General features: G+C 62.2%; 14 protein-coding genes and 2 pseudogenes. 4 read left to right on the top strand and 12 right to left on the bottom strand.

The genetic code is table 11. The features are described from left to right. Positions 1–55: 55 nt before the first annotated feature. Both J3P94_RS01720 and J3P94_RS01715 read right to left on the bottom strand, forming a co-directional pair. Positions 56–637 (bottom strand): mechanosensitive ion channel family protein, encoded by a 582-nt coding sequence (locus J3P94_RS01720; RefSeq protein ID WP_305497985.1) that lies wholly within the window; start codon positions 635–637, stop codon positions 56–58. Then, a complete protein-coding gene (locus J3P94_RS01715) occupies positions 637–2,547 on the bottom strand; it encodes an ATP-binding cassette domain-containing protein (RefSeq protein WP_434570986.1) in 1,911 nt (636 codons plus the stop codon). The genes J3P94_RS01720 and J3P94_RS01715 overlap by 1 nt, the downstream gene beginning before the upstream one ends. A 50-nt stretch (positions 2,548–2,597) precedes the next feature. On the opposite strand from J3P94_RS01715, the gene J3P94_RS01710 reads away from it, so the two are divergent. Then, positions 2,598–3,062, top strand: coding sequence for a TIGR02444 family protein (locus J3P94_RS01710; RefSeq protein WP_434570984.1), 465 nt, complete (start codon positions 2,598–2,600; stop codon positions 3,060–3,062). On the opposite strand, the gene J3P94_RS01705 is transcribed toward J3P94_RS01710, so the two are convergent. After that, positions 3,059–4,189, bottom strand: a complete 1,131-nt coding sequence (locus J3P94_RS01705) for an AlgP family protein (protein ID WP_434570982.1) — start codon at positions 4,187–4,189, stop codon at positions 3,059–3,061. The genes J3P94_RS01710 and J3P94_RS01705 overlap by 4 nt on opposite strands. 193 nt (positions 4,190–4,382) lie before the next feature. On the opposite strand from J3P94_RS01705, the gene J3P94_RS01700 reads away from it, so the two are divergent. Further along, complete coding sequence (locus tag J3P94_RS01700; protein WP_434570980.1) at positions 4,383–5,048, top strand: FKBP-type peptidyl-prolyl cis-trans isomerase; 666 nt, start codon at positions 4,383–4,385, stop codon at positions 5,046–5,048. A 57-nt stretch (positions 5,049–5,105) separates the two neighbouring features. Here J3P94_RS01700 and rsd read toward each other — a convergent pair whose 3' ends face one another. The 8 genes and pseudogenes from rsd to J3P94_RS01660 all read right to left on the bottom strand — a co-directional run. Beyond that, positions 5,106–5,564, bottom strand: a complete 459-nt coding sequence (rsd, locus tag J3P94_RS01695; RefSeq protein ID WP_305497980.1) for a sigma D regulator — start codon at positions 5,562–5,564, stop codon at positions 5,106–5,108. Positions 5,565–5,728: 164 nt separating this feature from the next. Continuing rightward, a complete protein-coding gene (locus J3P94_RS01690; RefSeq protein ID WP_434570978.1) occupies positions 5,729–6,283 on the bottom strand; it encodes a disulfide bond formation protein B in 555 nt (184 codons plus the stop codon). A gap of 252 nt (positions 6,284–6,535) precedes the next feature. After that, positions 6,536–7,771: a heme biosynthesis protein HemY gene (locus tag J3P94_RS01685; protein WP_434570976.1), complete on the bottom strand. Its 1,236-nt coding sequence runs from the start codon at positions 7,769–7,771 to the stop codon at positions 6,536–6,538. Further along, complete coding sequence (locus tag J3P94_RS01680) at positions 7,768–8,898, bottom strand: uroporphyrinogen-III C-methyltransferase (RefSeq protein WP_434574331.1); 1,131 nt, start codon at positions 8,896–8,898, stop codon at positions 7,768–7,770. The genes J3P94_RS01685 and J3P94_RS01680 overlap by 4 nt, the downstream gene beginning before the upstream one ends. An 84-nt stretch (positions 8,899–8,982) precedes the next feature. Next, positions 8,983–9,621: pseudogene (locus tag J3P94_RS01675) on the bottom strand (uroporphyrinogen-III synthase); the annotation flags it as partial. Positions 9,622–9,677: 56 nt separating this feature from the next. Beyond that, positions 9,678–10,619: a hydroxymethylbilane synthase gene (gene hemC, locus J3P94_RS01670; protein ID WP_434570974.1), complete on the bottom strand. Its 942-nt coding sequence runs from the start codon at positions 10,617–10,619 to the stop codon at positions 9,678–9,680. Positions 10,620–10,746: 127 nt separating this feature from the next. Further along, complete coding sequence (locus J3P94_RS01665) at positions 10,747–11,493, bottom strand: LytR/AlgR family response regulator transcription factor (RefSeq protein ID WP_434570972.1); 747 nt, start codon at positions 11,491–11,493, stop codon at positions 10,747–10,749. After that, positions 11,490–11,639 (bottom strand): annotated as a pseudogene (locus J3P94_RS01660) (sensor histidine kinase); the annotation flags it as partial. The pseudogene J3P94_RS01660 and the gene J3P94_RS01665, both read right to left, overlap by 4 nt. Positions 11,640–11,956: 317 nt before the next feature. On the opposite strand from J3P94_RS01660, the gene argH reads away from it, so the two are divergent. Beyond that, on the top strand, positions 11,957–13,351 hold the full coding sequence (gene argH, locus J3P94_RS01655) for an argininosuccinate lyase (protein WP_434570970.1): 1,395 nt from the start codon (positions 11,957–11,959) through the stop codon (positions 13,349–13,351). A gap of 125 nt (positions 13,352–13,476) precedes the next feature. On the opposite strand, the gene J3P94_RS01650 is transcribed toward argH, so the two are convergent. After that, on the bottom strand, positions 13,477–14,136 hold the full coding sequence (locus tag J3P94_RS01650; protein ID WP_434570968.1) for a glutathione S-transferase family protein: 660 nt from the start codon (positions 14,134–14,136) through the stop codon (positions 13,477–13,479). Between the two features lie 124 nt (positions 14,137–14,260). Between J3P94_RS01650 and J3P94_RS01645 the strand changes: the two genes are divergently transcribed. Beyond that, positions 14,261–14,545, top strand: coding sequence for a hypothetical protein (locus J3P94_RS01645; protein ID WP_434570967.1), 285 nt, complete (start codon positions 14,261–14,263; stop codon positions 14,543–14,545). Positions 14,546–14,565: the final 20 nt, after the last annotated feature.

The following is a 14,565-nucleotide window of genomic DNA, read 5'->3' as shown; positions in this document are numbered from 1 at the left end:
ATGCGCCGCCGTGCGGATAACCACCGTTTTTTTCAGAACTAGCCCTGGGATCGGACTATTCGACGAAACCGCCGACCGGAAACGCTTCGCTGCCGCGCCAGCGCCGGACCGAACGCTGGAAGAACAGGCTGTTGGGCACCTGCACCATGGAGCTGCCGGTACCGAGCTCCTCGGGTTCGATCAAGGTGGTATAGAGCAGGTTGATCGCCACCACCCGCCCCTTGATGCCAGGCTTGTCGGTGGCCTCGACCAGCTCGACCACGTCACCCAGGCGGAACGGGCCGACGGTGTAGATCAGAATGGCGCAGAGCAGGTTCGACAGCACGCTCCAGATGGCGAAGAACGCCACCGCAGCCACGGCGACGAACCCCGACAACGCGGTCCACAGCACCGTGGCCGAGACGCCGAGGCGTTCGAGCGCCACCAGTACCGCGCTGCCCATGATCAGCCAGCGCAGCACCCCGCGCAGGATGATCACCAACTGGGGCGGCAGTGGGTAGCGCTCACCGAGCCCCGTGAGGAAGCGCGCGACGACACGCTGGGCAACATAACCGACCAACAGAATCAGCAGGATTTGCACACCGAGCCAGATCGGCTCGATCCACATGACGGGTATAGGCAGGGACAACGCTTCCATCAGGACAACGCCTCCAGCTCCGCTTGCAGGTTTTCCAGCAACTCCAGGGCTTGCATCCACGCCTCCTCAAGTTCCGCTTCTCGAACTTTCAGCCTGGCCTGTTCAGCCAGCAGATCACGCAGCTCGTCCTTGCGCGCTGCCTCGTAGAGACCGCTGTCGCCAAGGCTGGTTTCGATTTTCTGCAGCTTTTCATGCAGCTTGCCCAACTCGGCTTCGAGCTTGTCGGCCTCGCGCTTGTGCGGCGCCAACTGCTGACGCAACGCTGCCGCGGCCTGGCGCTGGGCCTTCTTGTCGGTTTTGTCCGGGTTCACCGGGGTGCTGCTGACCGGTGCGTTGCGCTGGCGATATTCCACCAGCCAGCGCGCATAGTCTTCGAGATCGCCATCGAACTCCTCGACCTTGCCGTCAGCCACCAGGAAGAAGTTGTCCGTGCTGCTCTTGAGCAAATGCCGGTCGTGGGAGACCACCAGCACCGCGCCGCTGAACTCTTGCAAGGCCATGGTCAGGGCCAGGCGCATCTCCAGGTCCAGGTGGTTGGTCGGCTCGTCGAGCAGCAACAGGTTCGGCCGGTCCCAGGCGATCAACGCCAGCGCCAGGCGCGCCTTCTCGCCACCGGAGAAATTCAGCACCGGCTCGTCGATACGCGCGCCGCGAAAGTCGAAACCACCGAGGAAATCGCGCAGAGTCTGCTCACGTTCGGTCGGCGCCAGGCGTTGCAGATGCAACAGCGGGCTGGCCTTGGCATCGAGCGAGTCCAACTGATGCTGGGCGAAGTAGCCGACCACCGTGTTTTCGCCGCGCGTCAGGCGTCCGGCCAAGGGCTGGAGCTCGCCAGAGAGGTTCTTGATCAGGGTCGACTTACCGGCACCGTTGGGCCCCAGCAGACCGATCCGCGCGCCTGGGGTCAGTTGCAGCTTGACCTTCTCCAACACGGTCTTGTCGCCATAGCCCAGGCGCGCGTCGGACAGGTCGATCAGCGGACTGGAGATCTTGCTCGATTCGCGGAAGACAAAATCGAATGGTGAGTCGACGTGGGCCGCCGACAGTTCTTCCATCCGCTCCAGCGCCTTGATCCGGCTCTGGGCCTGGCGGGCCTTGGTAGCCTGGGCCTTGAAGCGGGCAATGTAGCTTTCCATGTGCGCACGTTGCGCCTGTTGCTTCTCGTAGGCCTGCTGTTGTTGGGCCAGACGTTCGGCACGGGCACGCTCGAAGGCACTGTAGCCGCCGCGGTACAAGGTGAGCTTGCGCTGGTCGACATGGGCTACGTGATCCACCACGGCGTCGAGGAAGTCGCGGTCGTGGGAAATCAGCAGCAGTGTACCGGGGTAACTCTTGAGCCACTCTTCGAGCCAGATGATCGCGTCCAGATCCAGGTGGTTGGTCGGCTCGTCGAGCAGCAACAGGTCCGAGGGACACATCAGGGCCTGCGCCAGGTTCAGACGCATCCGCCAGCCACCGGAGAAGTCGCCGACCTGGCGATCCATCTGTTCGTTGGTAAAGCCCAGGCCGGCCAACAATTTACGTGCCCGGGCGTCCGCGGTGTAGCCGTCGGCACTGTCGAGCTCCGAGTGCAGGCGCGCCTGGGCGGCACCGTCATGGGCGGCTTCGGCCGCGGCGAGATCGCGTTGCACCTCACGCAGACGCAGGTCGCCATCGAGCACATAATCCACGGCCAGGCGTTCGAGCGTATCGACCTCCTGACGCATGTGGGCGATGCGCCAATCCGCCGGCAGGAAGCAATCGCCGGAATCCGGGTGCAACTCGCCGCGCAGCAAAGCGAACAGGCTCGATTTGCCGGCGCCGTTGGCACCGATGAGGCCGGCTTTGTGGCCGGCGTGCAGGGTCAGCTCGGCGTCTTCTAGCAGACGTTGCGGGCCACGCTGTAAAGTCAGGTTCTGAAGTCGAATCATAATGGCGGCGGAGTCTACCAGCTTCGCTCGCAACTGGCGCGAGTAGCACGATGTCCTCTGATCTGTGGAGCTTTTCGATCAACCTTTATGCCAGGCCTGGCGTGGAAGCGGCGTGCCTGGCGTTGCAGGCAGAAGGCGCGAACGTCTGCCTGGTGCTTTGCGGGCTGTGGCTGGAACAACGCGGGGTAACCTGTGATGAGCAGAGGTTGCAGCAGCTTCGGCACGTGGCCGGCCCCTGGGACGCAGCCGTCGTCCAGCCATTGCGGACGTTGCGCACACAATGGAAAGACCTCGCCTGCCAGGACGCCGGGCTGGGTAGCCTGCGCGAACAGATCAAGAAACTGGAGCTGGAAGCCGAACGACAATTGCTGGAGCGGCTGGAAGCCACGGCAGGGGACTGGCCCAAGGGCCAGGATGAAGCGACAGCGCAGTGGTTGCAGAAGCTGGTGGCGAATGCCGGCCAAACCAACCGCGACGCGCTGCATCGGCTGCGCGTCGCGGCAGTCACCCCTTAGGAAGCGCGGGGCGCAGTGGTGCTCGGCGCGGTGGTTACGCTTGGGTTCACCGCTGGCGCCGGCGTGCTGGTCGTTGGCGCAGGCGTCACTGCGGCCGCTGGTGCTGGCGCGGCAGGTTTGGCAACCGGAGCCGTCACCGGTTTTGCAGCAGCAGGCTTTTTCACGGCAGGCTTCGCAGCGGGTTTGGCTGCAGGTTTTGCAGCGGCCGGCTTGGCCGTTGTCGGCTTGGCGGCTGGTTTGGCTGCTGCGGGTTTTGCCACGGCCTTTACAGGTGCTTTGACGGGAGCCTTGGCAGCAGCAACCGGCTTGGCCGCCGATTTGACAGCAGGCTTGGCGGCAGCGGGTTTGGCAGCGGCAGGCTTGGCGGCCGGCTTCGCGGCAGCAGGTTTGGCCGCCGCTTTCGCAGCAGGCTTGGCAGCGGCGGTCTTCGTCGCAGCGGGTTTGGCAGCAGCGGTTTTAGCGGCAGGCTTGGCGGCAACTTTTGCGGCTGGTTTGGCGGCAACAGGCTTGGCAGCAGGAGCTTTGACGGCAGGCTTGGCAGCTGCTTTCACGGCCGGTTTTTTCGCCGCAGGTTTCGCAGCGCTGGCAGCGACTGGTTTCACGGCAGGTTTGGCAGCCGGCTTGCCGGCAACTTTGGCGACTGGCTTGACGGGCGCCTTGGCCGCAGTTTTTGCCGCGACAGGTTTAGCCGCTGGCTTCTTGGCCGATACAGCGGCAGGCTTGGCCGCGCGAAGGCTCAGCGCCTTGCTGGCGGCTTCCTGAACGCGACCGACACCTTGGGCCAGCTTCAGGCTTTCCTGGGCATCACGCTTGAGTTGCAGGATGTAGGCGCGGGTTTCGGATTGACGATCCTTCAAGGCATCGAGCAGGTCTTCGAGTTCCTTCACGGCATCCTTGGCCTTGGTTTGTGCCTTGGCCTTGCCGGCGGTTGCCGCGTCTTGCAGCTTGGTTCGCGACTTGTGCAGTTTTTCCTGCGCCTTGCCGCGTTGTTTTTCCAGCTTGGCGAGCAGTTTTTCAGCATCAGCCAGAGCTTGGGAGCAGGCATTTTCCAGATGCTCGAGCAAGCTGCCCGACAATTGTTGGAGCAAGTGCAACGGAGTGTTTACAGGCTTCTTGGTGGCCGACATGGTTTACCTCCTGACTGACGTGAGTGCGGCTCATACTAGACCTCTGCTGCAACCGCCGCTAGGGCATGTTGACACTACACAAGGCGTTGCGTTGCACGAGGCAAAAAATAGTCTGCAGCACTGCCAGGACAAATCGCTTCGAGCGTTATCGACACTGGCATAATCCCTCGAATCGAGGGCGGAGAACGTACACATGTCGCGTCACCTTTTTTTATTTCTTTGCATGGTTTGCTTCCTGGCTCAGGCCGCTGAAAAAGCCGACGCCAACGACGCTCGCGACCTGGCCTACAGCCTCGGCGCCAGCCTGGGCGAGCGCCTGCGTCAGGACGTGCCGGACCTGCAGATCCAGGCCCTGGTCGAAGGCCTCCAGCAGGCCTATCTGGGTAAACCGTTGGCCCTGGCAGATGAGCGCATCGAACGGATCCTGGCCGAACATCAGGCGCAACTCCTGGCGCAGTCGTCCACGCCGCAAACGCAAATGGCGCTGAAGAGCGAGCGGAAATTTCTCGATGAGGAAAAAGGCCGGCCGGGCGTCCAGCAATTGTCGGACGGCATCCTGCTGACCGAACTCAAGCCGGGCAGCGGCGCGAAGGCCGGCCCCCACGGCAAGGTCCAGGTGCGGTATGTCGGTCAATTGCCGGACGGCACCGTTTTCGATTCCAACCATCAGGCGCAGTGGTTCAATCTTGACAGCGTGATTGATGGTTGGCGCAGCGCACTGCCCCAGATGCCGGTGGGCGCGAAGTGGCGATTGGTGATTCCTTCGGCCTTGGCCTATGGCGCCGAAGGTGCCGGGGACGTGATTCCACCCTTCACGCCGCTGGTGTTCGAAATTGAATTGCTGGGCGCAACGACCTGAAGCCGTTAAACGAAAAACGGCGCGCAAAGCGCACCGTTTCCTGTCACCGCCAAGCCCTCAAGCCTGGGCGGTAGCCTCTTCCTTGTGGGCGTTGTGCAGCACCTCGATCAGGCAATCCTCCAGCTCGAAACGCTCATGCAACAAACCGCCCAGTTCCTTGAATTTTTCCGCTACGCATTTGCCTTCATCACAGAGGTCATTGAAGGCCAACAGCTTCTCGGTGATGACATCGATGCGCGGATAAATCGTATCAGCCAGTTCCAGGCCGCGTTTGTCATTGAAGGCCTTGGCCTCGCCCGTCAGTTGCTCGTAGATCTCGAAATGACCGGCCGACACATAGTCCACCAGCACACCGCAAAATTCCTGCAAAGGCTTGCGACTTTCACTCAGTGCTTCAGGCTTGTCGCCAAGAGCATCATAGGCTCGAACCAGTTCATGACGCTCCTGCAACCAGCGGTCGATCAGCAGATGCACCCCACCCCAGCGTTCCTGAGCATTCTGACAACTTTCGAGCATGGTGATTTCTTCCCTTCTGAGTCACACCCCCCGCAGTCTGGAGCACACCTGGATGACCAGGAACGAGCCAGACACAACCAGATCGAGTGGCATGATTCCAATGATACGTGCCGGCCAGATTATGCCCGCACGACAACTGCTTCAAGGTACGCAGGCTATAAAGTTCATACAAGTGTTTGATCCAGCCTTCGGACCAACTGCGACGTCTCGTCGCCGAGCGGTGGCACCAGGGCATTCCAGGCCAGGCGCAGCAGCAGATAAGTCATCGAGATGAAGAGCGCGATAAAAAACAGCAGGCTCCATTCAGGGATGCTCAGACGAAACAGCGTCCAGGAGACGCTCGTGCAATCGATCGCTCCGTCAAGCGCGCGATGCATGGCATGCCACCACAAATCGGCGCCCCTGAGCTTGGCGAGGCAGTCGGGCAACAGCTCGATCGAATCGCTCTGCGCAAGGACGTGATACCACGCCAGCGCCAGCCCTCCCGAGACGAAGGCCACGCCCACCGCCGCATACACAACGCTAGCTCTCAGAGCCGGGCCATGCACGCAAGCGACAAGACAGTTCATCAGGAACAGCGTCAGGCATAACCGCTGCAAAATGCACAGGCTGCACGGGGTCAGACCGACCGCATATTCCAGGTAAAACGTGATCCCCAAAACCAGAGCCGCGGCGATGGAAGCCAGTAGAAACAGAGAGCGAGAGCTGGCCAAAGACATGGCGGTTCCGTAACAGAAAAGACAAGCGGTTACGGTAGAGGAAAGCCCTCGGACCTTTCAAGACGAGGCGTTGCGGAGACTTCGTCAAAGATGTAAGGAATACCCGACAAGCACCACGAGACTTGGCGCAGCAGGCTGTAGGATTTTACTGAAGAGAGCTTCAGCGGCCGCATAACGGACCCAATTCACCCTCGACGGGATGGAAAGGCGGCAAGGAAGCAAGCTTCCTCGCCACGATGATTCATTAGCAATTCAAGCGTTCGGAACCGGCAAGGGTGCCGCCAGCAAGCGCTCGTCCAGCAGCCCCAGCCCCTCTTGGAATAACTGGTTGCTGCGCTCCGCATCGCCCAGTTGCGCCAGCAAGCGGGCCAGTTCGGCACAAGCCTCAGGGTTGCGCTGGATGCGCAGGCTGCTTTCGAGATAATCCCGCGCCTTGCCCCACAAGCTGTTTTGCAAGCACAGACGCCCCAGCGTCAGGAGCAGGCTCGGGTCATTCGGATGCTCCTTGAGCCAGCCCTCGGCCGCTTGCAACTGGCGGCTCGGGTCAGCGCCGCGAACCAGTCCGTACAAACGCGCCAGATGGCTGTCGTAGTGACGCTTGAGCGCAACCCGCAATACCTCCTCAGCCTGCTCCTGGGCGCCCAGCTGACGAAGTTGCTCGGCATAGGCGAGCACCATTGCCGGTTCCTGGCGCTGGGCTGAGGTGAGCTGTTGCCAGGCCCGATCGAGCGATTGCAAGCCGACGCTTCCGTCAGCTTCGCGATGGGCAGCCAAGGTGAGGTTTTCGCCCCAGGCCCGCCGTTCCAGCTCAGCCAGTTCGGCGGGCGGCAGAACCTTGTCCTTGCGCAGCTCCGGCAACAGCCGGATCACCGCCGACCAGTCACCGCGCTGCTGGTGCAAGCGCTGCAACTGACGCAGGGTCTGGGCGTTGTGAGGATGGCGTTCATGCATGGCTTGCAGCGTGCTCAACGCACCGTCGGTGTCACCCCGGTCCGTCTGCAATTGGGCGTGAGTCAACGCGATGGCCAGCTCGGCCTGGGGCTGCCGCTCCAGGGCGCGCTCAAGCAGACTGTCGCTTTGCTCGTAGAGGCCTTGTTCATTGGCCGCGCGGGCGGCGCCGAGGTAATACAACAAGGGCTGGCGCTCGGCTTCGGCGGCGCGGTGAAGATGCCGCTGGGCGCTGGCCCAACGGCCTTCGGCCAGGTCCAGCTGGCCATGTTCGATTGCAACTTGTACGCGACGACTGCGGTTGCGTCGCGACCACGGGTTGACCACGCCAGTGGACGTGGTTACCAGCCCGACCAGAGCAAACACTGCGCGCCACAACAACCAGATCACCGCGATCAGTGCGAGGGTGACCCACAGGCCGGCTTCGTAGCGGAAGCTCTTGTACGCCACCAGCACGTAACCCGAATGCTCGGAAATCGCCACGCCCAGCAAGGCTGCGGCCGCGATGACCACGAACAGAATCACGTAGAGACGTTTCATGGCGCGGTCTCCTGCCCGCCCGCCTTGGGCAGCGGCTTGACCGAGTCTTCAGCATTCAGGTTGCGGCGCTCGAGGTAGGCCTGGACGGCGCTCAGGGTGCCGGTCAGGTCCGGCGTGACCACTGTCACCGGCAACTTGCTCAACTCGCCAACCCGCTCGAGCATGATCTTGCTTTGCGGGTTGTCCTGGTTGAAGTTGTTCCTGAGCACGTCACGCGCCTCGGCCAGCGCCTGGGTGTACACCGCCGCCTGACCATTGAGCGCGGCCCATTGCGCCTGCTCCAGCGCCAGGCTCAAGGCCAGGCGCACCTGGACCAGGCTCTGTCCGGCCAGGAGTGGACGGACGTTTTCATCGGCATTGAAATCGATGCGGATATAACGCGAGATTCGGTCCCACCACTGCGCCCAGCGACTGGCACCATCGCCGTCGCTCGTCAGCCCCAGCAGCGACTCGCCACGGTCCTTGTATTCGGGCGCGAGCTCGGTCAACTGCAGCACCTGGTCACGCAAGGCACCCAGTTGCAGGAACAGCCCGGTACGATCCGGCTGCTCGGTGCTGCGCAGCGCAGCGAGGGTCTTGGCCAATTGCTCGCGGGCAGCGAACGAGCCCGGGTCGTTCTGCTCGCGCAGGATTTCATCGGCGCCCTGTACCAGCGCCTGGGCACTGCTGATGTCCTGCAGGGCGGAAAGACGCAGGCTGGCCAGGCGCAACAAATGCTCGGCTTCGGCCAGGCGCCAATCCTTGCGGCTGGCACCCAGCACGGTTTCCAGGCGCTGGTTGAGACGCTGCTGGTCGCCTTGCAACTGGGCAACCTGGCGGCGGCGCTCCTCCAGTTCTTCGGCCGGAGGCAATTGCTCCAGGCGCGCGCTCAGGCGTTGCTCATTGAGCTTGAGGCCCTGGGCCTGGTCATTGAGCGACTGGACCTGCGCGGATTGCTGCTGGGTGTTGGCTTGCAGATGACGCACTTGCCATACACCCCAGCCACCCACGGCGACGCCGGCAGCCCCCAACAACAACGCGACAATCGCCAGCCCGTTGCCGCGACGCGGTGCTATCGGCGGCGCCGTTTCAAGCGGCGCATCAAGCGCTGGCTGGTCCTGATCTTTTGGCAAGGCTGTTTCGCTCACGTATCCATCCTTTGCATTGGAAAACGGCACGGATTGTTCCCGTAATGCCGCCAGCAAAGCCGCGGCGCTGGCGCCACGGCAATCAATAACTGTCCGGGCCCCGGCGGCACGCGCCATGTCGGCGACCCTGGGGCTTGGAACGAACAACGGCAGCCGCGCCAGGGCGGGCCACGCTTCACCGGCGAGCCGGCGCAGATGCTCGAAGCTCTGCCCACTGCTGACCACCAGCGCGTTCAAGCGTTCCGCTTCGACCCTGGCCGGCAGTTCGCCCTCGGCGTATTGCGGCAGGCCGCGCCGGTACAGCTCAAGATAGTCGACACTAGCACCTTGCTCGCGCAAACGCTCTGCCAGCAAGCCGCGCCCACCCTCACCGCGGACGATCAAGACACGGGGATCGGGTCGGTCGATAGCCTGGCGCAACGGCCCGAGCTCAAGCAAGGCTTCGCTGTCGTCGCCGTTATCGGGATAAAACACGCTGAGGCCGGCATCGGCAAGAATCTGTCCGGTTGCGGCGCCCACGCTGAACCATGGCAAGACCGGAGGTTGCGGCCAATACTGACGCAGCAGCTCCACGCACAAGCGCGCGGCGGGCTTGCTGACCACGATCACGGCGCAATACTGATTCAATTCACGGAGGATCGCCTGCCCGGATTCGGTCACCGGGACCGGCTCGATATCCAGCAGCGGCAGGCTGCTGCTGTAGATTTCCGCATCCGCCAGCACAGCCGCCAGGGCCGCCGATTCGTCCGTCGGCCGGGTCAGCAGCAGCCGCCAGCCCGTCACGCGTGGCCAGCCTCGCCGTAGACTTTCTTGAGGATGTCATCGGCGCCCTGGCTCAGCAGGTCTTCGGCCACCCGCACGCCCAGCGCCTCGGCATCGCCGCGCGGTGCTCGGGCCTGGGCGCTGAGCAGTTGGCCGCCGCTGGGATCGCCCACCAGGCCACGCAGCCAGACCTGCTCGCCTTCGAGCACGGCGTAGCAGGCAATCGGCACTTGGCATCCGCCGTTCAGATGCTTGTTCAGGGCGCGCTCGGCGAAGACCCGCGTGGCGGTGTCGTCGTGGTGCAGCGGCGCCAGCAGCGCATGGATTTCGCTGTCGGCGCTACGGCATTCGATGCCCACCGCGCCTTGCCCACCGGCCGGCAGGCTGTCATCAACGCTGATGGCCGAGGTGATGCGATCTTCAAATCCGAGCCGGATCAGGCCGGCGGCGGCGAGGATGATCGCGTCGTATTCGCCAGCATCGAGCTTGGCCAGGCGCGTGTTGACGTTGCCGCGCAGGAAGCGGATCTGCAGGTCCGGACGCCGCGCCAGCAACTGCGCCTGGCGACGCAGGCTGGAAGTGCCGACCACACTTCCCGGCGGCAATGCTTCAAGACTGGAAAAGCTGTTGGAGACAAACGCATCACGCGGGTCTTCCCGCTCGCAGATGCAAAAAAGGCCCAGGCCTTCGGGGAAGTCCATGGGCACATCTTTCATCGAATGCACGGCGATGTCGGCTTCGTTGTCCAGCAGGGCGGTTTCCAGCTCCTTGACGAACAGGCCCTTGCCACCAATCTTCGACAGTGGCGAATCGAGCAGTTTGTCACCGCGACTGACCATCGGCACCAGCGATACGATCAGGCCAGGGTGGGCCGCTTCCAGGCGGGTTTTGACGTACTCGGCCTGCCAGAGAGCCAAGGCGCTTTTACGGGTGGCGATGCGGATCTCGCGAGGGGACATGGATCAATCCGTACTTAAAAGATACGGCAGATAATAACAGCTCAGCCAAATCCGCTTTGACTTGAATCACGACGCGAAGGCCTCCCTGGCCGCCAATCCTGGAGATGGAACGCTGCGGGACGCCACGCTAAAGCTGTTGCATCATCTTGCGCACGCCCGCCACATGCCGCCGGCTGACGATCAGCGCGTCGCCATCGAGCCCCTTGAGGTAAAGCTGGAAGTGCCCGAGGGGGGTGCGTTGCAAACGCTCGATACGCTCGCGAGCCACCAAGGCGTTGCGGTGGATGCGTACGAACCGTTCGCCGAACTCGTCCTCCAGCGCCTTGAGCGGCTCGTCCAGCAGCACTTCTCCGCTTTCGTGGCGCAAGGTCACGTATTTGTGGTCGGCAATGAAGTAGACCACCTGGTTCAACGGAATCAGCTCGATACCTTTTCGGGTCCGTGCGCTGATATGGCTGCGCGGGCCGCTGCCGCTCTCGGCGGCCGGGCGGGTAAGCGCCGCCAGTTGCACGCGGTTCGGTCGCTCAGCCTTGCGCAACGCTTCTTCCAGCGCCTCGACGGAAACCGGCTTGATCAGATAGCCCACGGCACCGGCCTGCAACACCTCCGGAGGAAAATCGTCCCGGGTGGTACAGAACACCACCGCGGGAGGCGACTCGCGCTCGCACAACTTGGCCGCGACCTGCAGCCCGTCCAGGCCAGGCATGCGGATGTCGAGCAGCACGATATCCGGCTTGTGGCTGTCGATAAGGGCCAACGCCTCTTCGCCATTGGTGGCGCTCGGCTCCAGGACACTGTAACCCTCGAGTTCGCCAAGCATTCGGCTCAGGCGCTCGCGGACCAGTGGTTCGTCGTCAACGATCAGGACATTCATATTGCGCTGGATTCCTGCGTGAGTCTCGCACAAGGATAGCGTAGACAGGGGAAGTGACATCCGTCACCGCGATCCACGCTAAGACTCGTCCGAGGGCCAAAAAGTGCCGCGAGGTGGTTGCCTATCTTTACCAGCGCTTGCCTACCGGAGCTCGAGGCCTGTTGTCGCACAACGTCGCCACAGGGACTGTTAACACTCGATCTGATCAATATGAGCACCCCCCATTTTTTTTGGTGCGTCCGATGCGTCCAAGATGAAAAAGCAAAGCCCTACGTCCACTGTAGACGGTTGCCACGACGATATTGCTCAATCGAAAAATATCGTTGTGCAAAAACCCGGCAAATGCGTGGCGTTTCCGGGTACAAAACCTGCCGACCATTGCCAGCGCCAGCCCCGGCAACCCTGCTATCATCCGCCGCAGCCTTAACCGCTACTTTTTCTTCAGCCGATCACGAGCGAATTCATGAGCACTGACAAGACCAATCAGTCCTGGGGCGGCCGCTTCAGTGAACCCGTCGACGCCTTCGTCGCCCGCTTCACCGCCTCCGTCAACTTTGACCAGCGCCTGTATCGCCACGACATCATGGGCTCGATCGCCCACGCCACCATGCTGGCCAAGGTCGGCGTGCTGACCGATGCCGAGCGCGACAGCATCATCGATGGCCTGAAGACCATCCAGGGCGAGATCGAGGCCGGCCAGTTCGACTGGCGCGTGGACCTTGAAGACGTGCACATGAACATCGAAGCGCGCCTGACTGACCGCATCGGCGTGACCGGCAAGAAGCTGCACACCGGTCGCAGCCGTAACGACCAGGTCGCCACTGACATTCGCTTATGGCTGCGCGATGAAATCGACCTGATCCTGGCTGAAATCACCCGCCTGCAAAAAGGCTTGCTGGAACAGGCCGAGCGCGAGGCGGAGAGCATCATGCCGGGCTTCACGCACTTGCAAACCGCGCAACCTGTAACGTTTGGGCATCACATGCTCGCCTGGTTCGAGATGCTCAGCCGCGACTACGAGCGCCTGGTCGACTGCCGCAAACGCACCAATCGCATGCCCCTGGGCAGCGCCGCGCTCGCCGGCACGACCTATCCGATCGACCGTGAATACACCGCGCAACTGCTGGGCTTCGATGCGGTGGGCGGCAACTCGCTGGATAACGTTTCGGACCGCGACTTCGCCATCGAATTCTGCTCCGCCGCGAGCATCGCAATGATGCACCTGTCGCGCTTCTCCGAAGAGTTGGTACTGTGGACCAGCGCGCAATTCCAGTTCATCGATCTGCCCGACCGCTTCTGCACCGGCAGCTCGATCATGCCGCAAAAGAAAAACCCCGACGTGCCGGAGCTTGTACGGGGCAAGAGCGGCCGGGTATTCGGCGCGCTGATGGGCCTGCTGACCCTGATGAAAGGCCAGCCACTTGCCTACAACAAGGACAACCAGGAAGACAAGGAGCCGCTGTTCGACGCCGCCGATACCTTGCGCGATTCGCTGCGAGCGTTCGCCGACATGATCCCGGCCATCAAGCCCAAGCATGCGGTCATGCGCGAAGCGGCCCTGCGCGGCTTCTCCACCGCCACCGACCTGGCCGATTACCTGGTCCGCCGTGGCCTGCCGTTCCGTGATTGCCATGAGATTGTCGGCCATGCCGTGAAGTACGGCGTCGACAACGGCAAGGACCTGGCGGAAATGAGCCTGGAAGAACTGCGCCAGTTCAGCGACCAGATCGAGCAGGACGTGTTCGCGGTGTTGACACTGGAAGGCTCGGTCAATGCCCGTGATCATGTTGGCGGTACGGCGCCGGCGCAGGTAAAAGCAGCGGTCGTTCGTGGCCAGGCGCTACTCGCCAGCCGCTAAAGCAAGAGCATCGCGAGCAAGCTCGCTCCCACAGGGATTTCAGTGAACACAAATTTTGTGAACATGGAGATCAAATGTGGGAGCGAGCTTGCTCGCGATAGCGGTCGTCAGGACAACGAAACCACTCACTTCCTGGCAGCAATCTTCGCCAGGAACGCCGGCATTTCCGCCTCTCGATCCGCCGCAATCCGCTGCACGTGCGGATTCTGCCCGAGCAGCTCCATCAAGGCCCTGGCCTTCGGCATCTCTGCCAGCAAGTCGATATCGAAAACCTTCTTGCCCACCGGCAAGGCCAGCGAAAGGCTGTAGTAGAAATACAGGTCGGCAATGCTCAGGCTGTCACCCGCCACATAAGGCGAGAATTTTCCGTGCCGGCCAAGCGAGGCAAACCCGAGTAATAACTCGCCCTTGGCCTTGTCCTTGATCGCCTCGGGCACCGCCATGCCAAAAAACGCTTCGGGATAGCAGGCACGTCCCGGCAGCTCGATGTACAACTCGATTTCCCGGCACAAGGCCAGCACCTGGGCGCGCTCGAACGGGTCGTTAGGCAGCAGGGCCTTGCCCGGCTGGGTTTGCTCGATATATTCCAGAATGACGCTGGTCTCGTTGATAAAGCCCTGCTCGGTCTTCAATACCGGCACCTTGCCGCGCGGGCTGATAGCCAGGGCTTCCGGGGTCTGGGCGCCAAAGAACTGGACCTCTTCGAAGGGCAGCCCCTTCTCCAGCAGCGCCAGCTTGACCATGTTGTAATAATTGCTGACAGAAAAACCATAAAGCTTGAGCATTCCATAGCCTCCAGGCCGTGCGGGGTTGGCAGCCTTGGGTTATAGACCGGCGGGACATTTCGCGCCAGGCGCATCACGCTGCTGAATGCAGGTAAACTGGCGGCCTTTTCTACAGGAGGCTGCCATGAGCGAGCCAAGCGATATCGAACATGACGAAGAAGAGTTCGTCGAATCCACGCTGATCCAGGCCATCGAGAACCAGATCGAAAGCGACAACCCGCCAGCGGCCAAGGCCACCTTCAACAAGTTGACCCTGGTCGGTTATGAGCGTGACGAAATCCTCAACCTGATGGCCCACGTGCTGGCGGTTGAAATCGACGCGATCCTGGAAGAAGACCGCCCGTTCAATACCGAATGGTACGAAGCCGCCCTACGCGCCTTGCCTGAGCTGCCGCCGGAAAAGAAATGACCCGACGGGCAACGCCGCTC

Source organism: Pseudomonas sp. Z3-8 (genome assembly GCF_051131975.1).
Classification (GTDB): Bacteria; Pseudomonadota; Gammaproteobacteria; order Pseudomonadales; family Pseudomonadaceae; genus Aquipseudomonas.
This window is presented reverse-complemented; position numbering and strand designations above follow the sequence as displayed.